Origin of the sequence: Winkia neuii subsp. neuii DSM 8576 (assembly GCF_000420405.1) — a bacterium.
GTDB classification, from domain to species: Bacteria; Actinomycetota; Actinomycetes; order Actinomycetales; family Actinomycetaceae; genus Winkia; species Winkia neuii.
Genome location: NZ_ATUW01000004.1, coordinates 111,182 through 136,162 on the forward strand (window position 1 = coordinate 111,182; position 24,981 = coordinate 136,162).

The 24,981-nt window shown below is 56.0% G+C and carries 24 protein-coding genes; 3 read left to right on the forward strand and 21 right to left on the reverse strand.

The genetic code is table 11. The annotated features are described in order from the left end of the window. Positions 1–75: 75 nt before the first annotated feature. The 18 genes from G437_RS0105130 to G437_RS0105215 all read right to left on the reverse strand — a co-directional run bounded on the left by G437_RS0105130 (position 76) and on the right by G437_RS0105215 (position 18,088). A complete protein-coding gene (locus tag G437_RS0105130; protein ID WP_024331509.1) occupies positions 76–381 on the reverse strand; it encodes a YggT family protein in 306 nt (101 codons plus the stop codon). Between the two features lie 3 nt (positions 382–384). Beyond that, the gene (locus tag G437_RS0105135) at positions 385–861 is read right to left on the reverse strand and encodes a cell division protein SepF (RefSeq protein ID WP_024331510.1); all 477 of its coding nucleotides are present in this window, start codon (positions 859–861) and stop codon (positions 385–387) included. 86 nt (positions 862–947) lie between these two features. Beyond that, on the reverse strand, positions 948–1,679 hold the full coding sequence (gene pgeF / locus G437_RS0105140; protein ID WP_024331511.1) for a peptidoglycan editing factor PgeF: 732 nt from the start codon (positions 1,677–1,679) through the stop codon (positions 948–950). Beyond that, positions 1,679–2,959 (reverse strand): cell division protein FtsZ, encoded by a 1,281-nt coding sequence (gene ftsZ, locus G437_RS0105145; RefSeq protein WP_024331512.1) that lies wholly within the window; start codon positions 2,957–2,959, stop codon positions 1,679–1,681. The genes pgeF and ftsZ overlap by 1 nt, the downstream gene beginning before the upstream one ends. Before the next feature lie 150 nt (positions 2,960–3,109). Then, positions 3,110–3,844, reverse strand: a complete 735-nt coding sequence (locus G437_RS0105150; protein ID WP_024331513.1) for a cell division protein FtsQ/DivIB — start codon at positions 3,842–3,844, stop codon at positions 3,110–3,112. Continuing rightward, the gene (murC, locus tag G437_RS0105155) at positions 3,841–5,154 is read right to left on the reverse strand and encodes a UDP-N-acetylmuramate--L-alanine ligase (protein WP_024331514.1); all 1,314 of its coding nucleotides are present in this window, start codon (positions 5,152–5,154) and stop codon (positions 3,841–3,843) included. The genes G437_RS0105150 and murC overlap by 4 nt, the downstream gene beginning before the upstream one ends. Continuing rightward, complete coding sequence (gene murG, locus G437_RS0105160) at positions 5,151–6,251, reverse strand: undecaprenyldiphospho-muramoylpentapeptide beta-N-acetylglucosaminyltransferase (protein WP_024331515.1); 1,101 nt, start codon at positions 6,249–6,251, stop codon at positions 5,151–5,153. Before murG ends, murC begins: the two co-directional genes overlap by 4 nt. Continuing rightward, positions 6,248–7,528 (reverse strand): FtsW/RodA/SpoVE family cell cycle protein, encoded by a 1,281-nt coding sequence (locus tag G437_RS0105165; protein WP_051141889.1) that lies wholly within the window; start codon positions 7,526–7,528, stop codon positions 6,248–6,250. The genes murG and G437_RS0105165 overlap by 4 nt, the downstream gene beginning before the upstream one ends. Beyond that, positions 7,529–8,944, reverse strand: coding sequence for a UDP-N-acetylmuramoyl-L-alanine--D-glutamate ligase (murD, locus tag G437_RS0105170; RefSeq protein ID WP_024331516.1), 1,416 nt, complete (start codon positions 8,942–8,944; stop codon positions 7,529–7,531). After that, positions 8,941–10,032 (reverse strand): phospho-N-acetylmuramoyl-pentapeptide-transferase, encoded by a 1,092-nt coding sequence (mraY, locus tag G437_RS0105175; protein ID WP_024331517.1) that lies wholly within the window; start codon positions 10,030–10,032, stop codon positions 8,941–8,943. The genes murD and mraY overlap by 4 nt, the downstream gene beginning before the upstream one ends. Continuing rightward, positions 10,020–11,441, reverse strand: a complete 1,422-nt coding sequence (locus tag G437_RS0105180; RefSeq protein ID WP_024331518.1) for a UDP-N-acetylmuramoyl-tripeptide--D-alanyl-D-alanine ligase — start codon at positions 11,439–11,441, stop codon at positions 10,020–10,022. The genes mraY and G437_RS0105180 overlap by 13 nt, the downstream gene beginning before the upstream one ends. A gap of 33 nt (positions 11,442–11,474) precedes the next feature. Then, the gene (locus tag G437_RS0105185) at positions 11,475–13,322 is read right to left on the reverse strand and encodes a peptidoglycan D,D-transpeptidase FtsI family protein (protein ID WP_024331519.1); all 1,848 of its coding nucleotides are present in this window, start codon (positions 13,320–13,322) and stop codon (positions 11,475–11,477) included. A gap of 2 nt (positions 13,323–13,324) precedes the next feature. Then, positions 13,325–13,708, reverse strand: a complete 384-nt coding sequence (locus G437_RS0105190; protein ID WP_024331520.1) for a hypothetical protein — start codon at positions 13,706–13,708, stop codon at positions 13,325–13,327. Continuing rightward, on the reverse strand, positions 13,705–14,685 hold the full coding sequence (gene rsmH, locus G437_RS0105195; protein ID WP_029769314.1) for a 16S rRNA (cytosine(1402)-N(4))-methyltransferase RsmH: 981 nt from the start codon (positions 14,683–14,685) through the stop codon (positions 13,705–13,707). Before rsmH ends, G437_RS0105190 begins: the two co-directional genes overlap by 4 nt. A gap of 75 nt (positions 14,686–14,760) precedes the next feature. Beyond that, positions 14,761–15,192 carry a division/cell wall cluster transcriptional repressor MraZ gene (mraZ, locus tag G437_RS0105200; RefSeq protein ID WP_024331522.1) on the reverse strand — a complete coding sequence of 144 codons (432 nt, stop codon included), beginning with the start codon at positions 15,190–15,192 and terminating at the stop codon, positions 14,761–14,763. A gap of 230 nt (positions 15,193–15,422) precedes the next feature. After that, entirely contained in the window at positions 15,423–15,815 is a 393-nt protein-coding gene (locus G437_RS0105205) for a DUF3040 domain-containing protein (protein WP_024331523.1), read from the reverse strand. Between the two features lie 35 nt (positions 15,816–15,850). Continuing rightward, entirely contained in the window at positions 15,851–17,107 is a 1,257-nt protein-coding gene (dinB, locus tag G437_RS0105210; RefSeq protein ID WP_024331524.1) for a DNA polymerase IV, read from the reverse strand. A 3-nt stretch (positions 17,108–17,110) separates the two neighbouring features. Next, positions 17,111–18,088: a PAC2 family protein gene (locus tag G437_RS0105215; protein ID WP_070454489.1), complete on the reverse strand. Its 978-nt coding sequence runs from the start codon at positions 18,086–18,088 to the stop codon at positions 17,111–17,113. Between the two features lie 143 nt (positions 18,089–18,231). Between G437_RS0105215 and G437_RS0105220 the strand changes: the two genes are divergently transcribed. Together G437_RS0105220 and G437_RS0105225 are read left to right on the forward strand one after the other, a co-directional pair. Beyond that, a complete protein-coding gene (locus tag G437_RS0105220) occupies positions 18,232–20,406 on the forward strand; it encodes a HelD family protein (protein WP_029769319.1) in 2,175 nt (724 codons plus the stop codon). Positions 20,407–20,524: 118 nt separating this feature from the next. Then, complete coding sequence (locus tag G437_RS0105225; RefSeq protein ID WP_024331527.1) at positions 20,525–22,216, forward strand: AMP-binding protein; 1,692 nt, start codon at positions 20,525–20,527, stop codon at positions 22,214–22,216. Here the strand turns inward: G437_RS0105225 and nrdR are convergent. Together nrdR and G437_RS10535 are read right to left on the reverse strand one after the other, a co-directional pair. Further along, positions 22,213–22,668, reverse strand: coding sequence for a transcriptional regulator NrdR (gene nrdR / locus G437_RS0105230; protein WP_024331528.1), 456 nt, complete (start codon positions 22,666–22,668; stop codon positions 22,213–22,215). The two genes, G437_RS0105225 and nrdR, sit on opposite strands and share 4 nt — an antisense overlap. A gap of 28 nt (positions 22,669–22,696) precedes the next feature. After that, positions 22,697–23,110 carry a LysM peptidoglycan-binding domain-containing protein gene (locus G437_RS10535; RefSeq protein ID WP_060798054.1) on the reverse strand — a complete coding sequence of 138 codons (414 nt, stop codon included), beginning with the start codon at positions 23,108–23,110 and terminating at the stop codon, positions 22,697–22,699. Between the two features lie 169 nt (positions 23,111–23,279). Between G437_RS10535 and lexA the strand changes: the two genes are divergently transcribed. Continuing rightward, positions 23,280–23,939, forward strand: coding sequence for a transcriptional repressor LexA (lexA, locus tag G437_RS0105245; protein ID WP_024331530.1), 660 nt, complete (start codon positions 23,280–23,282; stop codon positions 23,937–23,939). 8 nt (positions 23,940–23,947) lie between these two features. On the opposite strand, the gene G437_RS0105250 is transcribed toward lexA, so the two are convergent. After that, entirely contained in the window at positions 23,948–24,937 is a 990-nt protein-coding gene (locus G437_RS0105250) for an L-lactate dehydrogenase (RefSeq protein ID WP_024331531.1), read from the reverse strand. Positions 24,938–24,981: the final 44 nt, after the last annotated feature.

Here is a 24,981-nt window from a genome sequence, read left to right on the forward strand (position 1 = left end):
GCAACGCGTTCATCATACTAAAAATTGCCTTATTTAACACGCTCAACAACAGTAACAGGCCAAGAATGCTAACCGCTACACCGTGTACGAGAGATAAAAAAGAATCCTAATCAGGAATGACACCCCAAAGAAAAGGACTAAAAATCCCAGGTCAAGCGCTATTGTGCCGAGCCGAAGCGGGGGGATGTAGCGTCCCAAATAGCGCAGTGGCGGATCCGTGATCGCATACACAAAATTAGCTAAAACCAAAATTATGCCACTCGGCCGCCAGTCTCGGGCCAAAATGCGAGCCCAATCCAGTACCACGCGAATCAACAGTACGACCGTGTAGGCCTGCAATAAGTAGGCAATAATGCGCAGTGCTACCCCAATAGCTGTCATTAGCTAAAAACTCACAGAGCTATCGGACGCAGAAGAGCCGGCCTCGACCGCAACCTCAGTTGGAGTGAGCAAAAAAACCCGCTTAGTCACACGTTCGTAATGGCCAGAAAGGCCGTGCACCAGCCCCGCTCCGAAATCGACCAAACGACGCGCATCGGTGTCGTTCATAGCCGACAGATTCATAATGACCGGGGTACCTTCACGGAAAGCGTTGCCGATAGCGGGAGCATCCGCATATGAGGTGGGATGGAACGTCACAATGCGGCGCAAGTCAGCACTCTGAGAACGCACCGGGCGCGGGAATTCTGTCACCTGAGCAGGCGCAAACGTATCTGCGGAGTCGAGCCCATCACCGGTGCCAGGCTCGTCGTAAGAATCCTGGAACCCGTCGTCAGCGGGCGGAATAAAGTCGTCCTCTTCAGAATCTTCGGGCTCGCGCCACCCAAAAAAATCCATCGTACGGCTAAATGCTCCGGCCATGAACGCATCCTTTGCTTAGAACCTGCAACTGCTAAAAGACTAGCCGCGACCTGAACATTTATGCCCCATTAGTGTCGGCGTGTTGATCAGGTAGGAAAGACCAATCCGCAAAACCGACCGGTCAGCTGTTCCCGCCTGTAAGAGTACAGATTTTCGTCCTCGTAGGTACAAAGTTTAGAAATAAAATCGACCTGCACCCCCTCGGCCTGCAACTGCGACTTAGCGCTAGCACGCAAATCCAAACCGGGACTGCCCCAGCGAGTAAGACACCACGCCGAAGGGGTGATCTCCGAAAGCTGGGCACGCAGCTGTTCAGGCACTTCATAGCATCTTCCGCAGATGCACGGCCCAACCGCAGCATGGATAGAATATGCCGGCACATATTCGCACAGTCGAACTACCGCCTTGTGAATAATGCCCGTCGACAGACCGGCCCGGCCAGCATGCACCGCGGCCATCACTTCCCCACCGGAGGATGCCAGCAGGATAGGCACACAATCCGCAACCATTACAGCCAAGGCAGGAAGACGCAGGTGCTTACTGGCGAAATCTTGCGCTACCGCAAAGACGCCGTCGGCATTTACCACCTGGTTGGTGTGACCTGGCTCTACGCGCTCCACGCGCGCCGAGTGAGTCTGATTCATCCACACGATCGTACGATCTAATTTTTGTTCCAAAAGCTGCCTGTTTCGCAGCACGCTCGCCGGATCGTCACCTACATGTAAGCCGGTATTTAGCGTAGCGAAGGCCGCCTTCGACACCCCACCTGTGCGGGTTGTGAAAACGGCCTTCGCGCCTCCGACTGCAATGGGTCGCATCAGCGCAAGAACGGAGGAATGTCCAGATCGTCGTCTTTGTCCGAATCGTCAAAGACGCGAGGAAGCTCCAGCTCCGAAGACGGAGTTGGGTCCGTAGACACATGTGTAGAGACGTGTTCTGACTCAGTCTCGGGTTCTACGGCCTCGGGCAGCACCGGCCGAGAACTAGACCGAGGACGAGTGGGCACATCCAGCGGTGCCCTATGCTGCGGCCGCGAAGGTAGCGAGCCCAAGTCCCGTTGGGGGGATTCCTGAGCTGGTTTAGCGGAAGTCTTAGGAGCAGGCTGAGAGCGCAAAGCCTGATTTTCCTCCTCCTTCTTCTGCACGTTGAGCTCCGGATCGTCAAAGCCAGCCGCAATAACGGTAACCCTGACCTCGTCTCCAAACGCCTCGTCGATCGAAGCGCCAAAGATGATGTTGGCTTCCTCATGCGCAGATTCGCGAACCAGTTCGGCCGCCTTTTGGATTTCAAACAAGCCCATGTTGGAACCGCCCTGGAAGAACAGCAAAGCCCCGTGGGCGCCCTCGATAGAAGCTTCGAGAAGCGGGGAGGCAATCGCCATTTCGGCGGCTTGAACCGCCCTGTCCTCGCCACTAGCGGTACCAATCCCCATAAGAGCAGAACCGGCATCTTTCATAACGGACTTTACGTCGGCGAAGTCGACATTGATCAACCCCGCGGTGGTAATCAAGTCGGTAATGCCCTGTACACCGGAAAGAAGTACATTATCCGCGCTGCGGAAGGCATCCAGCACAGAAATGTTTGGGTCAGAGATCTTGAGCAGGCGATCGTTAGGAATGACGATCAGCGTATCTACCTCGCTACGCAAATTCTCGACTCCGGATTCGGCCTGACGCGAGCGCATGCGCCCTTCAAAGGTAAACGGACGGGTGACGACGCCGATGGTCAAAGATCCAAGCTCGCGAGCAATGCGGGCCACGACGGGCGCACCCCCGGTGCCAGTACCGCCGCCCTCACCGGCAGTGACGAAAACCATGTCGGCCCCCTCGAGGGCATCGCGGATGTCTTCTGTGTGATCTTCAGCGGACTTCTGCCCGACCGAAGGGTCTGCACCAGCTCCCAGCCCACGAGTCTCCTCACGCCCAATGTCGAGCTTCACGTCTGCGTCAGAGGTAAGCAGAGACTGCAGATCGGTGTTGATCGCAATGAACTCGACACCAGCCAAACCGGCCTCGATCATTCGGTTCACAGCGTTCACACCGCCACCGCCAATGCCTACCACCTTGATAGTTGCAAGATAGTTCTGAGGAGATGCCACCTCGGCCCCTTCCCTTTCATCCAACCCTCAACCTCAACTGAAGGTTGAACGTTATGTCATATTTCCGGTATCTGTCACGTTATTAGTCTTAGCGCCCTATCCGCCGACGCCCCCTCGGCGTGTTGCGACATGGCCACCCAGCCCTAAAAGTTAGCTAGTGACGGGACGCAGCGGATCGGTTAAATCGTATGTGGAAGCATTTCTTTGCAGCAAAACGGAAGCCACTTTTGCCTTCAGTTCCCCATTCGAATCGTCGCCCCAGATCACGGTTGCTCCAGAATCTAAAAGTAGCTGCACCCGATCACGATTTATCGCCTCTATGCGCACAACTTTCTGCATGAGGGCGGCGGGCACCGCTTGAATCACTTTGGCCACAGTAGTTGCTGCCGGCGCGCGTTCCTCGTCAGTGGGAAGTGAGAGCTCTTTCAAGTTTTCACCTGCCGCCTTCGCAAAAGCAATTCCCTTTGAATCCACCAACTTGCGGCCGGAACCCGTATCTTCAATTCCGATCGGAGTGCGCAGCGAAAGCTCTATCTGAATTCCATGCAGCGGCTTTCGGGAAACAGTGGCGCTCGCAACGCGTATGTTTGCCCGCTGCACTTCCTGAGCTACCTTCGAGGTATCCAGACGAGGAAGTGGAATGTTCGCAAACCGTTCGGTTGCCTGCACTACTGTTTCGGCCGAAACCTCCTTTGTAGCCCCACTTACCTGGGCAGCAGACGGATGATAGGCAAAGAGTGGGGACAAAAATGCCACTGCTACGACTGCTGCGACGGCAGCTACCCCAGCTAGTGCCAGGACAAGCAGATACCGGCGCCTGCGCGATACAGCTCTAGTGCGTTCGGCAAGACGCTCAGCAAATTCGTAGCTGACGCGTTCCTTCACAGCAGCTCCAAAAGGCGCGGACCCATGGTGGTAACGTCACCGGCCCCCACGGTGCAGATCAGATCGCCGCTCTGCGCAACCTTGGCTAGGTACTCGGCTCCGTCCTCCAAAGAGGTGGCCAGATATGAGCCTGGCAGCGATTTACCTATCAGCGATGAATCGACGCCCTCTACCGGATCCTCGCGAGCCCCATAAATTGGAGCTAAAGCCACCACGTCTGCCCCGCGCAGCGCCCGCGCAAAGCGAGCTGCAAAATTAATCGTTCTCGAGTACAGGTGCGGCTGGAACAGCACCAGCAACCGCCCCTTAGTCTGCTCACGGGCCTGGGCGACGAGGGCGGCCACTTCGGTGGGATGGTGTGCATAGTCGTCGCGTACCTCGACCCCGTGGACCGTTCCCTTGTATTCGTAGCGCCTGCCAGTCCCAGTAAACTGTCCGAGCGCCTGGGCGCAATCGCTCGGGGGAAAATCGAGCGCGATTAACACTGCAAAAGCCCCAGCCGCATTTAGCAGGTTGTGTCTACCGGGAACTTGCAGGCGCACCGGATAAGTATGTCCCCGCCAGATAAAGCCTGACTCACTTACCTTCACGTGGTTGGGCCCGCCTTCCCCGAAACCGTAAGTGAGATGACGCAAATCTTTCGAGCTTGCCTCCCCAAGGGCACGCGCGCCCTCGTCGTCGGAGCAGGTTACCAACGTGTCGGTGACTAGGCCAGAAAAATCTAGAAAAGCCTGTTCGAAAGCCTCTTTAGAACCGTAGTGATCCAGGTGGTCTGGCTCTACATTGGTAACGAGGGCGACGGTCGGGGTGTAGTTCAAGAACGAAGCATCGGATTCGTCGGCCTCAGCTACAAAGTACTTGCCCTCACCTAGGTGTGCCCCGGAGCCAAAGCCGCCGACGATGCCTCCCACCGCAAAAGAAGGGTCAGCCCCTAAATGGGACAATGCCACCGCCAACATGCCCGAAGTAGTAGTTTTCCCGTGGGCTCCCGCCACAGCAATAAATTCCATGCCGGCTGCTGCCAAAGCAAGCGCCTGAGACCTGTGCAGCACCTTACATCCCAGTTCGCGCGCCCTGGCTAGCTCGGGATTCGATTCGCGCACAGCAGTGGAAACCACCACTATGGAATCTGCAGAAATAGTCTGCGGATCGTGCCCCACTTTCGCTTCAATGCCCAAAGACCTTAGGTGGGAAATGTTTGCCGAGTCTTTCTGATCAGATCCTGTAACAAGCTGACCCCGATCTGCGAGCAACTCGGCAACTACCGACATGCCCGCTCCCCCGATACCAATCAGATGAAAGTGACTCATTTTCCTGCGACCCCCAAAATAATGTCCGCCAAGCGCTGGGCGGCCTCAATCTGTCCAAATTTCTGTGCAGCTGCGCCCATCTCTGCCAGCTTTTGGTCGTCGGCTAGGAAAGCAAAAATTTTGTCCACAACCGCGTTCCCATCCAAATGCTTGTCTTCAATCAGTTGGGCACCCCCGCCCGCCGTTACGTCAGCCGCATTTAGTTTTTGTTCGCCGTTGCCGATGGGCAGCGGTACGTAGGTAGCTGCAAGCCCCAAAGCCGAAATCTCGCACACCGTGCCGGCCCCCGACCGGGCTAATACCATATCGGCGCAAGCAAAAGCGTCCTCCATGTTGGTGCAGTATTCGACTACCTTGTAGTCCGGCTGCTCGCCCACCTTTTCGCGCACGGGGGCGGCTTTGCCCTTGCCAGCTATGTGTAGAATCTGCAGGTCGCCACGGTAAGGGGCGGCCTCGGCTACGGCCTCATTTATGCTCTTTGCCCCCAGCGAGCCACCGGTTACTAGCAAAATCTTGCGCTCTGGGTCGAGGCCAAAAGCCCTCGCGCCCCTCTCGCGCACGCCACGTCTGTCAGCTAGCTTCTGTTTAGCCAGCTTCTCGATCTGCTCCCGCAGTGGCAAACCGGTAACCTCGGTTATGCCCTTTCGGGCTGCCAGCGGCGTCGAAGGGAAAGTGAGGGCAACGCCCTCGGCCCAACGAGCTCCCAACTTGTTGGCGAGCCCCGGACGGGCATTTTGCTCGTGAATAATCACAGGTACGCCCAGGCGCTGCGCCGCCACATAGGCGGGCGTCGACACAAATCCGCCAAACCCTACCACAACGTCGATGCGCTCGGAGGTTATTACCTCGCGGCAGGTGCGCAGCGCCTGGCGCATGCGGGGCACAAAGAATATTAGGTCTCCGTTAGGGCGGCGAGGAGCAGGCACCTTGGGTATCTGAAACATCTGGATGCCAGCCCGCGGCAGGAGGTCGACCTCGAGCCCCTTTGCAGTTCCCAAAGCCACAACTTCTGCACCGGCTGCTACCAGTTTTTGTGCCGTAGCAATTAGCGGATTTATGTGACCGGCGGTTCCGCCCCCGGCAAGTAGTACCTTCATTTCTTTGCCTTTCTGCGTGAACCGACCACGGCAATAGTACGTTTTATTGAAGCTTCGCGGGCAGTTAGCACCTTATTAGCCCCTGGCTCGGCTCGCGCACAAGAAAGCATTATGCCCATAGCTATTAGACAGGCAACCAATGCCGACCCACCCGCAGATATGAACGGCAAAGGTACCCCGAGTACGGGGATGAGCCCCACCACCACCCAAATATTCACCAGGGCCTGCAAGCCAATCCAAGCCATTGTGGAGGAAGCAGCAATTCGGATCGAATTGGACCTAGCCCGCCTTGCTAGCCTGTACAGGGACCAGCCCAAGATTACGTACAAAATTATTACTGACAAGGTGCCTACCAGGCCGAATTCTTCACCTAAAATCGCAAAAATAAAGTCCGATTCAGCCTGCGGCAAGTAGTTCCATTTTTGCCGTGAGGCGCCCGGACCTACCCCTGTGAGCCCACCGGTACCCAAACCGTACTTTGCCCGTAGCGGCTGTAGGTCAATCCCCTGCTCATCCTTGGGGGCGCCGGGGAAGAACGCCCGAATACGGGCGCGGCGTGAGGAGGAGGACATGGCTGCCAGGGCAGCCCCGAACACTCCAGCTACCAAAAGAGCCGCCAGTTTTGAGCCGGGCAGGCCACCGATGAACACCACCGCCGCGATGATGCCAGCCACTACCACTGTGGTGCCAAAGTCTCCGCCGAGCATAATGGCGCCCAGCGATCCCACCGTGGGCCAGGCCAGATAGCGCGCTATCGAAGACCAGTCAGTAAGGTCTACTATCCGGTGCCCCAGTAGTGCTGAAAGATGCACTATCAGCGCCACTTTCAAAAACTCCGAAGGCTGGACGGTTCCTATGCCAGGAATGGCAATCCAGTTCTGATTGCCACCAATATTTTGCCCGAACGGCAGCACGAGCGTTTGGAATGCAATGGCACCAACGAGTGCGGCCGCCGAAACCTTCGGATTGAAATAAAGCTGCGGCCTTGCCTTGGTAGCTAACCACATTAACAAAAGCCCCATGATGGCGTAACTAAAAGGCTTTATAAACGAAACAAACGGGTTGTCCTGGCGGGCAAGGTCCCCAATCGAAGAAGCAGAAAAGACCATCACCAGCCCCACCCCGGTGAGCAGCAGCGTGGACACCAAAATCATGTAAAAAGTAAGCACGGGATTGGTGCGCATCTGCTCTTGGATCACCGAGCGCGTAGCGAGAATCGTGTCGTCGTCCGAAACCACCTTGATCCTAGGTAGTTTCAGCCTCAGCCTTTTCGCCACCTAGCCCTCCAGACCTGCTACCGCCTGTGCAAAAAGGTCGCCTCGTTCTGCGTAGTTGTTGAACTGATCCCAGGAAGCACAGGCAGGAGCCAAAATGACAGTGTCGCCGGGACGCGAAAGCGCCACGCATTCGTGTACGACCGATCCCATTATGTCGTCGGGAGGAGCACATTCCACTACCGGCACTGACGGCGCCTGAGTTTCGAGAGCCGATTTGAGCGCCCGGCGATCTTTCCCGATTAGCACAACCCCACGGAGGGTAGGAGCTACCGCGGCGACTAGTTCGTCAAAGGTTTGCCCCTTGGTGTCGCCACCTGCTACCCACACCACCGACGAGGGCGGCATCCCAGCAAGTGAGCTGCGAGCCGCATGGGCATTAGTTGCTTTCGAGTCGTCGATCCATTTTACGTCGCGAGCCATGCCCAACGGTGTGCGCCTGTGCTTGACAGCCTGAAAGCCCTCAAGCCCCTTAGCCACGGAAGAAAAATCTACCCCCAAAGATCGCGTCAGCCCAGCGGCCGCCAACGCGTCAGCCAAAACCGGGTGCGAAATCGGCCCCCCGGTCAAGTGCCGCAGTGCCTCAAAGCTAAACAGTGGAGTCGCCTCAGCCCACCTATTGGCAATGAACGCCCTATCCAAAACCAGGTCGTCTACTACCCCAATCTGGCCAACTGCAGGAGCAGAAAACGAAAGTCCGATCGCCCTGCATCCCTCCACCACGTCTGCACCATCTACCATGTGGCGCACATTTTCGTCGGAGACGGGAAACAAAGCAGCCTTTTGCGTGTGCTCATAGACCTTCGCTTTGGCAGCTTTGTAAGCTTGCACACTACCGTGCCAGTCAACGTGGTCAGAAGCAACATTCAAACAGATAGAAGCGTACGGGGACACGGTAGAAGTCGAATAAAGCTGAAAGGACGAGAGCTCGACCACCAGCGCATCGTAGCCGCCCTCGGCAGCCTTCAAAACAACCGGCGAACCCACGTTACCTACCGCGTAGGCGTTTTGGCCATCAGCACGCAAAATCGCTTCGGCCATGTTGACAGTGGTGGTCTTCCCGTTGGTACCCGTAACTGCCAGCCATGGCGAAGTGTCGCCGCGCCGTGCCTGCAAGCGCCAGGCAAGCTCGACTTCGCCAAGCACCTCGGCGCCAGCCAGACGGGCGCCCTCGTAGACGGGACTTGCAGGGGGAATTCCGGGGCTCATCACCACCTGAGAAACCCCGTGAGATTTAAGCTCCTCGGCTACCTGGGTTGCGCTTTCAACCAAGACCCTAGGGACCTTTGCCCCTAACTGCACGCTCTGGAGTGCCTCATCAGAAGAGTCAAGGGCCACCACCTGCCTGCCCAGCGTAGACAGGACTTCCACAGCTGCTAAACCCGATTTGCCTAAGCCGGCAACGCCAATGGCACTCATATACTCAATACCCACTCCGCGTAAAAAATGATTGTCCCTATAATTCCGAACAAGCCAGCGATGATCCAAAAACGAACCACAATAGTTACCTCAGGCCAGCCCTTCAGCTCGAAATGGTGATGCAATGGGGCCATCTTGAATACGCGCTTGCCGGTGATCTTGAAGCAACCAACCTGAATTATGTCCGAGAAGACGATAATTACAAACAGGCCCCCAATTATGACGGCCAAAAACTCGGTACGAGTCAAAATAGACATGCCCGCGAACGCACCGCCAAGAGCCAACGAGCCAGTATCTCCCATAAAGATCTGGGCTGGGGACGTGTTCCACCACAAAAAGCCGAAACAGGCTCCGACTATTGCGGCGGCAATAATTGCTAAATCGCGCGGGTCTCGCACCTCGTAGCAAGCGGCCATATTCGCCGGATCTGACCCAGGGCACTTTTGGTAGAACTGCCACACCGCGAGCAAGGCGTACGATCCGAAAGCAAAAAGCGAGGCACCTGTGGCAAGCCCGTCCAAGCCGTCAGTCAGATTCACCCCGTTAGACCAGGCGGCAACAATGAAATTCACCCAGATTACAAATGCCAGGATGGCGAGGGCGCCAATACCTAGCGCTTTGAAAGTGAAGGAGCTATCGCGCACCACCGAGATTGCCATTGAGGCCGGGTGGACGCCCGTATGATCGGGAAATGCAGAAGCTCCCAGGGCAAAAATCGTGCCTATCGCGAGCTGTCCCAAAAATTTGGCCTTAGCGTTTAGCCCCAGCGAACGCTGGTGCGATATCTTGATGAAATCGTCTAGGAAGCCTATAACCCCCAGACCTATGAACAAGAACATTTCTAAGGCAGCAGACCACGAGGGGCCCTGCCGCGAAACCAGCATTGAAACAAGCCAACCTACCGTTGCCGCTCCAATGATGACGATGCCTCCCATAGTTGGGGTGCCACGCTTCGTATAGTGGCCGGTAGGGCCGTCTTGGCGGATAAATTGACCGTATTCACGCGCTCGCAGAACGCGGATTAAAGCCGGGGTACCAAGCAACGAAACAATTAGCGCGACACCACACGCACTAATTAATGCGAGCACGCTCTATCCCCTTTCAACAGCTGATCTGCCAGACGCCACACGCCTGAACCGTTGGAGCCTTTAATCAAGATCGCATCCCCGCTTTTGGGGGCATCCTTTATCAGGCTAGCCGCTTCACTGTAGCTAGGCGCATACATGGCCTCGGCGCGTTCGCAAACTGTGTCTAACAAAGGTTTTGCGCCCTCGCCGACAGCTATCACGCAATCCACGCCTGCCAGAGCTGCAAGCTTGCCTACCTCGCGATGAATATCGGCTGAGCCCGGGCCCAGCTCGAGCATCTCGCCAAGCACCGCAATCTTTCTGCGACCTTTCCCCAACTTTTCAAGCGCCTTTAGCGCTGCCTTCATCGAATCAGGGTTGGCGTTGTACGCATCGTCAATAACTATTGCGCCATTGGAAAGTTGACGCACGTCCATGCGGTGAGGTGACGCCGCAGTGGCTCTGTCGCACTGGTGCACAGCCGTTTGGAGGTCGACGCCAGCTGCGACGGCACCTGCTATCGCTCCAAGAGCATTTGAGACGTGGTGCGCGCCCACTAAACCCAGCTGAATAGCCGTGGTGAACTGCGCGTGCTCGAGCGTGAAACCTGCCCTATCGGCCTCGTCCACCTTGACGGCAGTAGCTCTAAAGTCTGCCTGCCTGTTGCCGGCGGCAGAAAAGGTGAGAAGCTTCTTGTCTGGACCCAAGCGTTCGGCCATAGCCCGCACGCGCCGATCGTCTTCGTTTAGTACAGCTACCCCGCCTTCGACAAGCCCATCTAAAAGCTCCGATTTTGCCTGCGCAACGGCTTCTTGCGAGCCGAACCCCCCAAGGTGGGCCCTCCCAACCAGGAGCTCAACTGCCACATCTAGTGGCGCAATTGAAGTTAAGTATTTTATGTGCCCTATGCCAGAAGCTCCCATCTCGAGTACCAAATACCGCGTGTGAGCTGGGGCAGACAGTACTGTTCGGGGTAATCCGACCTCGTTGTTGAACGATCCAATAGGCGCTGTGGTTGGCCCGGCAGCAGAGCAAATTCTGGCTAACAAATCCTTTGTTGTAGTTTTCCCTGCACTGCCAGTCACCCCGATAACGGTGAGCTCACCATGGCTACGCAGCTGGCGCAGATAGTAGGCAGCAGCCTTGCCGTAGGCAGTGGTGACATCAGACACCTCGATAACCGCAACCTCGGCGGAAAGCTCCAGGGCTTTGGCCGCATTTTGCGTAACTACGGCTGCCGCCCCTGCGGATACTGCCTGGGGCAAATAGTCCAAGCCATCTTGTTGTTCGCCTATCCGAGCGAAGAATACACCGCCAGCAGGTACTTCCCTAGAGTCTGTGGTTGCATCTTGAAGCGTAATGGGCTCGTTTGCCGACCGGCGAACCTGTCCACCGACCGCATTAGCCAACGCCGTAGCATCTAACGTCATAGTTGCCATTGTATGCGCCTAGAAGAGCCTTAGTTATTTGTCGCCAACATGGAGAGGATAAAGTTTGGGGCTTTCCGTAGAGGGTTTCACGCCCAACATCCGCAGTGCAGCACCGGTGACCTCAGAAAACACCGGGGCCGCCACGACGCCGCCATAGATTGATGTTTGCGGTTTATTTAACACTACTGAAACTGCCACAACCGGCTTTTCGGCTGGGGCTGCCCCCACGAAAGAAGCCACTACTCCCCCTGAATCCTTGCCCGAGAGGATCTCGGTGGTGCCCGTTTTGCCGGCGGTGCGATACCCAGGCACCCGTGCAAGCTGGGCGGTGCCATCGTCTCCGGTCACAGATTCCATCATCCGCATTAGCGTGGCAGCAGTGTCCGGTTCCATGGCACGGACGGCCTTAGGCGCATCCACCTTGTGAACTGCCCCATTCCTATCGGTCCACGAATCTATTATGCGCGCCGGCATGCGCACCCCTCCGTTGGCGACGGTTGCCATCAGCTGGGTCACCTGCAACGGCGTAGTAGCAATACCCTGGCCAAACATTGTCGTATACCTCTGCCTACCGTCCCAAGATGCGGGTGACGGCAAAATCCCCGCACTTTCGCCAGGCATCTCAATTCCACTTCTTTCTCCGAGGCCCAGTTTCTTCATCATTTGGTGGCGGGATTTATCTGAAACTAGATCGCCAATTTGAACAGTGCCGACGTTTGAGGACTCTGCCAGTACCCCTGCCGCGGTTAGTTGCTGGACCGGGTGCTCGTGCGAGTCGACGAACGACTCCCCGTTCTTCATCGTAATTTTGTAAGGAATCTGGAAGGGGGTTAGCGGGGTTATCTTGCCCTCGTCGAGCGCACTAGCGAAGGTAACCAACTTGCCGGTAGAACCCGGTTCATAAACGGATTGCACAGCACGCGACTTAGTAGAGACCGATTTCTCGCGCGCCTCCATCGGAGCTAAGGTGGCAGAATCCGCCAACGCCAAAACACGCCCGGTTGCTACTTCCATAACAACCACTGTGCCCCAGGCTGCCCCCGTTTTTTTCACAGCGTTGTCTAAACTCGTCTGCGCCTGCTGATTCAAATCAGCGTCGAGTGAAAGTGTCAACGCCTGGCCCGATTGCGCCTCCTGGGTAGTTTCACTTCCATCGGGAATAATCTGTCCCGTTGGAGCGATCTCGACTGTGCGTTGGCCGTCCTTTCCACCCAAGGTCTTTTCCTGAGAAGCTTCAACCCCGGCAGCGCCCACATTGTCTTGGTTAACAAATCCCACTACAGTCGCAGCAGTATTGCCCGCAGGATAGGTGCGCAACGTGGTCGACTCAGAGCTTATGCCTTCAATCTGTAACGCCTTAATTTTGCGCCACTTGCCCGCCTCGACATTTCGAGCCAGGATTTGATAACCGGAATCGGCCACCATCATGCCACCGACTTCCGCCCGATCCATACCCAAAATCGGGGCTATCTGCTTTGCAGCCTCGACTGGACCAGTACCTATTACCTTCTCTTTAGCGTCGGCGCCCTCGGCAGCTTTTGTTTTCGTTACGACTTTACCGGCCCCGTTCACGATTTCCTTGTGAACGTAAGTGCGCAACAGATAGGGATTGGCAACAACGTTGTACCTCTGCGTAGAGGTGGCCAAAACTGTGCCTCGAGCGTCAGTAATTTTGCCGCGTTCCGCGCGTATCGGATAAGTTACGGTACGCATCTTGGCTGCCTCTGAAGACAGAGCAGGACCGTCGACAACCTGAATCTTGACCAGCGCCAAGGAACAAAGAACCATGCCCGCAACGAGCACCAGCGCGAGCTTCTTGATGCGGTCGACAAGCTCAAAGCGCCGCCACAGCCGCGCAAAAAAGTTAGTTATGGCCGACAAGCTTACTGCGCTGCCTTGCCACCCTCGATTGTTTTAGAACCGAGAGACACATAACCTAACTCCACGCCAGGAACCATACCGTGCGAAAGCGCAAAAGTGCGCAGCGAATCCGGAGAAGACAAAGATTGCACCCGCACCTGCAAATCCTGATTTGCTTCCACCATTCTGTCCAATTCCACCTGGTCCTCGTGCATCGAATACGACAGCATCGCCATCTGAGTGTTGATCGCTATGGGCATCACAATCAGTGCTAACAATGCCAAGGCCACGCCAACCCAAGAAAGTATTGGGGATTTTGCAGGCGCCGTCGTCTCCACGACCGAAAGCAACGGGCGGCTAGCTCTTCTTGGTTGCCTGCGCGGACGTCCCAATGCTGCCTGAGTCATGACCGCTGCCTTCCTTCGCTAACTCGTTCGATTGCCCGAAGCCGCACTGGAGCCGAGCGCGGATTAGAACTTTGTTCTGTTGCATCTGCCTTTTGCGCACCCGTAAAAACCAACTTGAAATTTGGAAGAAGTTCTTCTGGCACTACGGGCAAATCAGGTGGAGCTCCAGAGGTCGAAGCATCCTTGAAAGCCTGCTTTACAATTCGATCTTCCAGAGACTGGTAGGACTCGACTACCAGGCGCGCTCCCACCCGCAGGCTCTCCAAGGCAGCCGGAAGCGCGTCCTCGAGAATAGTTAGCTCATTGTTAACAGCCACACGCAAAGCTTGAAACGTGCGCTTAGCTGGATTACCGCCTTTGCGCCGAGCCGGGGCCGGGATGCATTCACGTACCAATTGCGCCAGCTGCCCTGAACGGGTAAGCGGTTCGGTTTCCCTTTTCCTCACGAGGGCGCGAGCGATCTTGCCAGCAAACTTTTCCTCGCCGTAAACGTGCAGTATGCGCGCCAGTTCCCCCTGGGAAGCCGTGCGCAGGAGATCGGCTGCAGAGATCCCCTTAGAGGTATCCATCCGCATATCCAAATAGGTATCGCGCGAATAGGCAAAGCCACGTTCGTCCTGGTCGAGCTGGTAAGAGGAAACTCCCAAATCCATAAGGATCCCAGCCACTTTCCCCCCGACGGAATCTGCGACCTCGCCCACTTGATCGTAGGTAGTGTGGAAGGGTTCAAAGCGGTCACCGAAAGGCCGCAAACGTTCTTTAGCTATTTCCAGCGCCTCACTGTCTCGGTCGATTCCGAGCAGATGCACTGAAGGAAACCGGCGCAGAATTGCTTCACTGTGGCCCCCCATGCCAACAGTGCAGTCAATGATTATGGAACCATCTGCTACCCCGGGTGCAAGAAGTTCTAGGCAGCGTTCAACCATTACCGGCACATGCCCGTAATTTTTCATCAATACCGCCTTCCAAAGGGTCATAATCTTGGACCCCCTCCGCTCTCTGAAACCGGGGAAGTGGCCTCAGAAATCGGAGAGAAACCGAAATTATGACCCTTAGAACAAACCTGGGATTACTTCTTCAGCAGTGTCCGAGAACGCCTGCTCGTGCTCCGCAAGGTACGTCTGCCAGGAAGCGTGATCCCAAATTTCTATTCGGGAGCCAGCACCTATCACTGCCACGTCGCGCTTGAGCCCAGCGTAAGAGCGAAGCAGCGCCGGAATAGTGATCCTTCCCTGCTTATCAGGTTTGTCATCCGTAGCTCCCGAAAGCATGACCCTAATGAAATCCCTGGCCTGCCTACTGGAAATAGGTGCCCGGCGTAATTCTTGGTACATGTTTGCGAATTCTTGGGAAGTAAACACGTATAAGCAGCGGTCCTGGCCCCTGGTTAGGACCAGCCCCTCAGCGAGTTCCTCACGGTAGCGGGAAGGCAGGATAAGGCGCCCCTTGTCGTCTAGCTTTGGTTCAGCCGTACCAAGGAACACACGCACCTCCTCACCGCACGCCTCCACTTTACTCCACATTCAACCACAAAGGGAAGAGATGCCCCCGATTTCGCGTTGCAAGCGGCAATAAAATGGTTATTTACCTGCATAAATAGAAGTGGAGTGAGGTGGAGTAAAAATTTCTATTTCATCCTCATAGCAGGGGGCGAAGCGACGACACTTTAAATAAAAAAAGGGGAAGGCCAACGCCTTCCCCGGGGTTCGGATAACTAATATCTGCCTGAATCGCCAGGTTCGTGCCTATCCCAGCGTTCACGCTGCTTGTTCATAAAGTTAGAAGTACGACGCGGTTTCTTAGCTGAGCCGGTAAGCTTTCCTACCATCTTCTTATTCCACGGCAACGTGATACCAAATACCATCAGCAAAAAGCCCACTATTGCGAGCAGTATGGCGCCCCAGTTGTACCCCAGCGATACGGCCACAACCAGCACAATCAGCCCTAGAAGGCTCACGGCCCCCATCGCTGCTAGAACACGCGGCGGAGTCTTGCGCGGGGTGGGCGCAGGCTTTTCTTTCATGGCAGCGTCAAAGGAAGGATCACCCTCGCGCAATTGCTGTTCAAGATCTGCGAGGACCTGCTTTTCGTAATCAGACAGTCCCACGTGAACCTTCCTTACTACTAAACGTGTAAACACTCTCAGGATAAAGCATCGGGGCGGGTTTTCCCCAACTCATTCTTTCCCGTTGGCCCGGAAAGCAGCGATGCGGGCAATAGCACATTTTCGCCAAACTTAGCAGTCACCCCATCCATAGCGCTTTCCGCCGCCCTGCGCCCGTCCTCGCCGTCGAAAGACAGTTGAATGCCGAGCTCGGCAGAAATGAGGCCTTCAATTCTAACTCCCACTAGTCGGTATCCTCCCGCGGGGATATTTACCGAGTGCCCCAGGTTTCTGGCCACTTGAAAGATTTTGGCTCCCACATCAGTAGCGGTCACGGTCTTCGAACGGGTGATAGTAGAAAAGTCCGCCCCCCGCAACTTGACTACCACGGTTTGCCCCTGCCACTTTTTTGCTCTAAGTTTCGCTGCACACTCGTGAGCCTGGCTGAGCAAAACATCGTCAAGATCCGCGAAAGTAGCTATGTTGCTTGCAAAAGTTACCTCCGTGCCAATGGATTTTTCAGCCTCCTCACCACCGACCACCGACAGATCTATTCCCCTGCTTATTTGCGCTAGCCTAGCGCCTGCCGCCTTACCCACCTTGTGCTGCAAGTCTTTTACCTCCACCTGGGAGAGTTGGCCGACAGTTCTAATTCCACTTCCAAGCAGAACCTGCTGCGCCCTCCTCCCCACTCCGGGCAGCGCCCCCACCGGTAGGTCGCGCAAAAAGTCTGTTACCGCACTCTCCGGCACTAAGAGCACCCCGTCCGGTTTCGCATGCGAAGAAGCAATCTTTGCTACTAATTTAGAGGGCGCAATCCCCACCGAGGCTGCAATTCCTGTCTCCCGCCGAATCCTCTGGCGCAGGGAAGCCGCAATTTGAGTGGAAGAACCAAAAAGACGCCGTACCCCTGCCACATCTAGGTAAGCTTCGTCGATGCTGACTTTCTGAAACGCGGGAGTATAGGAGGCCAAAATCGCCATAACTGCCCGGGACACCTGCGAATAGATGTTCTTTCGAGTCGGCAGCACGTAAGCCTGCGGACACGCTCGAAGCGCTTGCCCCATTGGCATTCCAGCGCGCACACCGTAGGCACGCGCCTCGTAGGTAGCCGAGGTGACTACTCCCCGATTTGAATGGCCTCCTACTATGAGCGGTTTTCCACGCAGATCCGGGTGATGGAGTAGTTCGACCGAAGCGAAGAAGCAGTCCATGTCAACGTGCAAAATATTTGCCGCGGAATCGTCGCTGCCCCACCCCCGCTTTGCACTGGCTAACCTTGGCGCGTTGGACATGACTTAGGAAGATTTCGACGGACCATCTACTGGCCCATCTGCCCTGTGCCTGCCCCGCGGCCTCTCTTCTTTAACGTCCTCGGGCTCGCTAGAGTCGGAGCGCTGGCGTTCCACAACTGCCAAGAAATCTTCAAGACGTTCTGCCAAATCTTCGCCAGACGGCATCTTCTCCTTATTGGCACCCACCTGCAACTTCGAGATGTCCAAAGAATCAATTCGTTGCTCCAACTGGGCAATGACTCCGCCTATTTCGCTAGATTCACTGGCTTCTTGGTCCAGACGTTTTGAAATCAAGTCTGAAGCTGCTTCGAGATCGCCTATAGGCAGTTCCAGTCCGGTGAGGTCGCTAATCCTACTTATGAGGGCGGCGGCACCGGCTGGGTAGTCGGCGTCCATTACGTAGTAAGGCACTCCCACAGTCAAACCGATCGAATCGATTCCCACCTGCCCGAGTCTATATTGCAGATACATCCCCATAGAAGCTGAAAACTGCATGATCCCGGCTTGTTCGTCCTGTGGCGGAAGCAAATCTAGGCGAGTGCCAGTTTGGTTCACTAGTGGCGGACGGGTGTGCGGGGTAGCCGCCGGTAAACCCAAAACGTTAATTGCTGTTTCAATGCCAGCCTCCTTGGCATACTCGGATACCACCTGGGCAAATTCGTTCCACCGCAGATCTGGTTCGGGCCCGTGCAACACCAAAATTTCTTGCCCCGTGTAATCAGTCACCTTGTCGATCGCGATCTCTGGAGGCTCCATGTCAGTTAGCGTCCACTGCGAAAGGGTGGCTACCGGACGCCGCGCTCTAAAGTCGACTAATTTATCTGCGTCAAAAGTCACTACCCTCTCGGTAGGTAGCGACGGCAAAAGCTGCTCGAGCGTCAACCTACCCGCATGCCCGGCGTCGATCGCCCCGTACATGTGGTGGAGCAGAATCCGCGAGCGCACTGGCACGTCAGCAATCTGAGAGATGATGTTTGTCATTTTTACCTCCACCTTCTTTAGTCTTACTTTATCGGTTCGGCCCGATAGTTGAAGACTCCGCGCGAACAACTATCATCTTGGTCTGACACAATAGGTTAACTTTCATTTCGTGTAACCAGTAAACTTCGATCTTTATTCCAAGGATGGCCGTGACTTCTACTCCACTGGACCAAGAACAGCCCGCAGTTGATAGGGCATATAGGGCATTGGACACCGCCCGCGATAGTTACAGGGCAAGCCAGCGCAAGGCTGAGGCGGCCGGAGCCCACGGCTCCCCCCAAGCCCGTTCTGAGCGCGACGCGATCGCCGCCCACTTCGGAGACCAGGCAAGCCGGTTGGAACAGGTTGAGGACAAACTGGTGTTCGGGCGTTTGGATATGGCCGCGGGGCATTCGCCTTCCCCACGCTACATTGGCAGAGTTGGTTTGACCGAGGACGGGAAAACTATTTTGGTGGATTGGCGCGCCAAGGCAGCTACGCCGTTTTACAGGGCTACTCCGGCAAATCACGAGGGCGTTGTGCGCCGCCGCCACATTGGCACTAGATTGCGGAAGGTCATTTCTTTAGAGGACGATCTGTTTGACGTGTCTGCCTCGGAAGGAGTTTCTCTAGCTGGTGAGGGCGCATTGTTTGCCGCCATGAATTCCGCTCGAGGCGGGCACATGGGCGACATTGTGACGACTATTCAAGCTGAGCAGGACGAGGTCATTCGCTCGAATGCGAAGGAGCTGCTAGTGGTGCAGGGTGGGCCCGGCACAGGCAAGACAGCAGTGGCGTTACACCGCGCGGCATACCTGCTTTATGCTCAGCGGGAGAAACTTGCCCGTTCGGGGGTTTTGGTAGTGGGCCCCTCACGCAGATTTCTCCGCTATATTGAACAAGTCTTGCCGGCCCTTGGAGAAACTGGAGTGGTTTCAGTTACTTTGGGCGAGCTACTTCCGGGGCTATCCACTTCAACGCATGATTCGGATAACGTGGCGGCCCTGAAGGGAAGCATGGAGTGGACAAAAATTGCCAAGCGGGCAGTTGCCTCTAGAAGAAGGATTCCCACTGCTCCTATTGAGCTGCGGGTGTCAGGACAGCAGCTTTCGCTTAGCCCCCAGGATGTGAAGGTGGCCGCCAGACGTGCAAAGCAGGCTTCCAGGCAGCACAACGTTGCCCGCACTACCTTCGCATTGACACTTTTGGAACGGCTGACTGACAAATTTTTGGCAGCCGACGAATCGCTTACTGAATCCGACAGGAATTGGGTTCGCGAGGAGTTGCGCACAAACGTAGAAGTCAAGCGGAACATCAACTTGTGCTGGATGCCAGAATCTGCCCAGGCCTTACTGGTTAAACTGTTCACGCGTCCGGAGTTGCTGAAAACTTGTGCACCCACCTTTAGCGAGGACGAAGTAGCGGCTTGCCAGCGCCCCAAGGACGCTCCGTTCACGGTTGAAGACATCCCGATTTTAGACGAATTGGCGGAGCTGTTAGGCCCCTCCGATGTTTTTGCCGCCGCCCAGCGCGAGCGTCAAAAGGCCGAGCGAGATGCTGCTCGTAGACGAGCCCAGCAAGCTTTAGACATGGATGGTTTAGGTGGGGGAATTGTCAACGCCCAGATGCTCGCCGAGCGGGCCGAGGGAGCGGGTACTGATTCTACTTTGTCTGAGAGGGCCCGAGCCGATCGTTCTTGGACCTACGGGCACATCGTGGTTGACGAGGCCCAAGAGTTGTCTCCGCTGGCTTGGGCAGCGCTGCTGCGCCGGTGCCCGTCGCGCTCGTTTACGGTGGTGGGCGATTTAGCTCAGAGGACGGGCAGGAATGTTGCTGACTGGAAAGAGGTGTTGGGGCCGGCTGCCCGGGCCTACTCAGATACTGCGGTACTCTCGATCTGCTACCGCACCCCGCAGACCATAATGGATGCTGCCGAAAAGGTGGCACGCAAGTTGGGCAGGCACGTTGACTACCCGGTTACAGCAGTGCGCGATCTGGCCGACTGCCTCAAACTGCACCAAAGTCAGACTCCCCTTGAAAAGGCCCGCGAGTTGGCCGAAGCAGCCTGTGCAGAATTAGACGCCGAGCACGGCCCCGGTCAGGGGCAGGTGGCGGTTATTGCCGAGGGTGAGGCGGCGCGCACTTTTCACTGCGTCGACGACAGGATCCAGGCAATGCCCGCCCGAGATTCTAAGGGCCTGGAGTTCGACGTAGTTGTTTTAGTGGAGCCGTTCCAGCTTGCGAGCCGCCCCGGAGATCTGTATGTAGCCATGACACGGCCTACCAAACGGTTGGATGTGGTCTACTCTGAGCGGTTGCCGGAGGGGTTTGCGATCTAGAGACGCTCTGGCGCCTGCAAAATACTATTGAAAGAGCTTCAGCAGCCATATGAAGACTTTGCTTTTGATGAGTATTTTTTGATGTGCTTATTGCCTGGTAAACATATAGAGTGTTTGCGTGAATGATGCAGAGGGAATCTCGGACCTAACCCGGCGCCTGCGGAAGGGATATGACCCTAAAGTAGCTCACGAGGTGGACCCCACCCCTGCTAGCTTGGTAACACTGTTGCAGGAGGCCGCTCGAAAGTGGCCAGATCGAGTTGCCACAGATTTTCTGGGCTCCACCTACACGTTTGCGTCTCTGGAAGAGCAAACTCGCAAAGCGGCTGGGGTACTAGCCAGCCTCGGGGTGGAAAAGGGCGATAGGGTGAGCCTAATAATGCCCAACTGCCCCCAGTTTCTTACCATCTTTTTCGGAGCCCTCCACCTGGGGGCGATCGCGGTAGCTCACAACCCTTTGGCTCCTAGTTCGGAGCTGCACACCGAAATTGAGCGAGTTTCGTCTAAGGTGGTATTGGCCTGGCAAAAATCCGTGAAAAAGGTACTGGATACGCCAGCGAAAGTTGTGGCTGTAGATTTGGCGGCGGCATTGCCGCTAAGCGCACGCCTCGCGCTGAGACTCCCCATCTCAAAGGCCCGTAATTTGCGGCGCCAACTTTGCCAAAAAGTTCCTGCCGGGGTGCCGAGTTTTGACCGGTTGATTACGCAGGCTAAGCCCATTTTAGAGTCTGTTTATGTGGACCCGGAGCAGACCGCGGTTATGATGCACACCGGAGGTACCACAGGGTCGCCGAAGTCTGTGATGCTCTCAAGCACCAACCTGGTTTCTAACACTCGCGCAGCCGCCCAGTGGGTAACTCCCCTGCTTCACGACCACGAAGTTATTTACTCAGTGCTACCTTTCTTCCACGCCTTTGGCATGACGCTCGTTATGCTATCGGGCATCTTGGTAGGCGCCAGCCAGGTTATTTTCCCTAAGTTCGACGAAAGCCTCTGCCTTAGCGCCTGGCGGAGGCGACCCTGCACATTCATGATTGGGGTCCCGCCCATGTTCGCCCGCTTAGCCAAAGCCGCCAAGGCAAAGCGGGTAGACCTAAAAACTATCAACTACACGATTTCGGGGGCTATGCCACTAAAGAAAGAGGATGCTGCCGCTTGGGCCAAAGCAACCGACGCACCTGTTATAGAGGGGTATGGAATGACCGAGACCTCCCCAATTGTCACCGGCTCCCCGCTGGGCTCAACTCGGGTGGGCACACTAGGTCTACCGTTTCCGTCGATACAGGTTCGCCTAGTTAGTTTAGACGACCCCACCCGGGACGTAGACGACCTGGCCGGAGAACCGGGAGAACTAATCGTAAAAGGCCCTGGTTGTTCGAAGGGATATTGGAACGATCCAGTCGAAACGGAAAATCTGTACACCAGCGAGGGCTGGCTTCGCACCGGCGACATAGCAGTCAACGACGACGGCTATCTGGCACTTGCCGACCGGCGAAAGGAACTTATCTTGTGCGGTGGGTTCAACGTCTACCCAACGCTCGTAGAAAAAGCTATTGCCTCCCACCCCGAGGTCGAAGACGTTGCGGTGGTGGGCCTGCCGGATGCTGAGCGAGGCGAAATAGTTGCTGCGGCAGTTATCCCCCACCCGGGATGCTCGCCAAGTTTAGCCAGCATTAGGAAACATATAGATGCCGAAATACCCCACTACGCAATGCCGCGCAAGATTTTTCTGGTGGATCACTTACCAAAGTCAGACTTGGGGAAAGTGCTGCGCCGCGAGGTGCGAGAGCAGCTCCTAAGCAGCAACTAGCGCGCTTGCTGCTCCGCACGCAGCTGTTTGATGGCCTCTTCAAAATCGTTGAGCGAGTCGTAATCCAGGTAGACCGAAGCGAAACGCAAATAGGCAACTACATCCAGTTCACGCAGTGGCTGCAGGATGGAGCGGCCTACGTCTTGGGTGGTTATTTGCGCGCGCCCAGAGCCACGCAGATCTTCCTCGACCTTCTGGGCTAGCAGCGCTAGATCATCTTGGCTTACAGGCCTACCTTGGCAGGCTTTGCGTACGCCCGATATAACTTTCGCTCGCGAGAACGGTTCGATAACACCGGACCGTTTCAGCACTGTAAGTCCCGCAGTTTCCTGGGTAGTAAAACGGCGATTGCAATGGGGGCACTGCCTACGCCGCCTAATTGCCATGCCATCGTCAGTGGTGCGAGAATCTACTACTCGCGAATCGGGGTGCTGACAAAATGGACAGTGCAATGGGGACCTCCGTTATTCGGCGGCCCCCCTACCTGGAAGGTACAGATAGCTGTTGACCAGGGTAAAGCTTCGAGGACCGCAAACCATTTAGATCTTTTATGTGTTCTACAGTATCAGCAACTGAGGCGTTTCCTGCCACGTATTTTGCAATAGACCACAATGTTTCCCCTGAAGACACCGTATATGAGGCAGTAGGACCAGAATACGTTGCCCCTGGCAAGGACAGACCAATGCCGCCCCCCAGCAGTAGGGCCAGGCCAAGGCAGACGACAAGGCCGACGCGTGCCCCCAGCTTCTTGGCCGCACTAGCGGAGCCCGCAGGTTCTTGAACTACTCCCCTTACCCGATCTTTCCGCCGACGCAGTCGCATCATGTACGCCTGGTCTACGAGCTGCAGATGGCGGACCGGCTGAGCTTGAGGGCTGATGGGTAGAGCGGACATTTCAAAACCTTTCGAACACCTGTTCGTCGAACACTTGTACGATAACGCTTCCGAGCAAGCTTTTCAAGACTCTTTCGAACAAATGTTTGCTTGTTCGTAAAACTGCCCGTAAGCTCTTGATATAAGCAGCCAATCACTCACCACCCACAGATGGTGACAAGGGGGATACATGAGCCTGGATCCAGATTCGCTTCCTAGCCGAACCCGCGAGGTCTACGCAGCACTTGCCCGGGCAATCCAGACCAAGGGATATCCCCCCTCTTTGCGCGAGCTCGGCAAAGCAGTCGGCCTGCGCTCGCCTTCATCGATAAAGCACCAGCTAGATCTTTTAGAAGAGGCAGGGTTCATCACTAGGCACCCCTCCCGCCCTCGGGCAATTGAGCTAGCCCACCGCGAGCAGACACCGGGAAAAACAAATCTGGTGCCAATTGCCGTCGCCAGCACCGATGAGGGGACCGCCACCTCCGTGCCGCTCGTAGGGCGAATCGCAGCGGGCGCACCAATAACCGCCGAACAACACGTCGAAGGCGTCTACACTCTGCCCCAGGAGCTAACTGGCCGCGGCGAGCTATTCATGCTGCAGGTGCAGGGCGAATCAATGATCGATGCCGCAATTTGCGACGGCGACTTCGTAGTAGTGCGCTCTCAGCCCGATGCTGAGGAGGGGCAGATTGTTGCAGCCCTAGTAGACGGCGAAGCAACGGTGAAGGTACTTTCCAGAAAAGACGGTCACCAGTGGCTGTTGCCCCGAAACGAAAACTACGCGCCCATTCCGGGCGATGAAGCCACGATAATGGGGCGCGTAGTAACGGTGCTGCGCTCTTTGTAAAAACCGCGTTAGTAGCCGATACTCCTGGCTACTTCGCGCAACCGCTGAGCTGATTCAGTGAGGCCGTCGCGCTCGTGCAAGGTAAGCGGCGGCACTAGCACCCGGCCCGCTCCCCTACGCGAAGTAATGGTGGGGGCCGCCATGCAAACTCCCGAGATACCGTGCCAGTCTTCCAGTAACGTCGAAATAGTGAGCACCCTATGCTCGTCGCGCAAAACCGCACTCACAATATTGGTCGCTGCCAGCCCAATAGCATAGTTTGTGGCCCCTTTGCCCTCGATGATGGTATATGCCGAATTCACCACCTGCTGGGCAATCTCGGCGCGTAGATCTGCGTCAAAGAGGCGATCGTTCAGTGTCTTACCCCAATGGCGCAAGGGGACATTGCCAATTTCAGCAGATGACCAAAGCGGTATCTCGCTGTCGCCATGTTCACCCGCAATGTAGGCGTGAATGTTCTGGACCGCCACTCCGGTCTCCTGCGAAACTAGATAGCGCAGGCGCGAGGTGTCTAACACTGTGCCAGAACCAAACATCTGGTTGCGCGGCAACCCAGAAATCTTCAATGAAGCATAGGTGACAACGTCGACTGGGTTCGTGACCAACATGTACACGGCATTGGGAGCTACCTCGAGTAGCTGTGGGATCAGTTTCTCCATAAGTCCGACGGTAGCCGCAGCCAAATCGAGCCTGGATTGACCAGGTTTTTGCTTTGCACCAGCAGTTACAACCACCACGTCGGCTCCCCGCACCACCTCGATGTCAGCAGATCCAACTACAGAACCAACCGGAGTAAATTGAATGCCGTGCGCGATGTCTAAGGCCTCGGCCTTGACCTTCTTTTCGTTAATGTCGTACAAAACCACTTCGCGAGCATCTCCACGAATAACGGAAGCATATGCGAGCGCAGTTCCCACGGCTCCGGCCCCAACAATTGCAACTTTCGAAGGATGTCCTTCGGATCCGGAGGGATAAAGGGTAGTGGCACGTTCTGACATCTGGTTCCTCCAAGTCGGCAGCAGTATGTAGCAGTATTTTATCT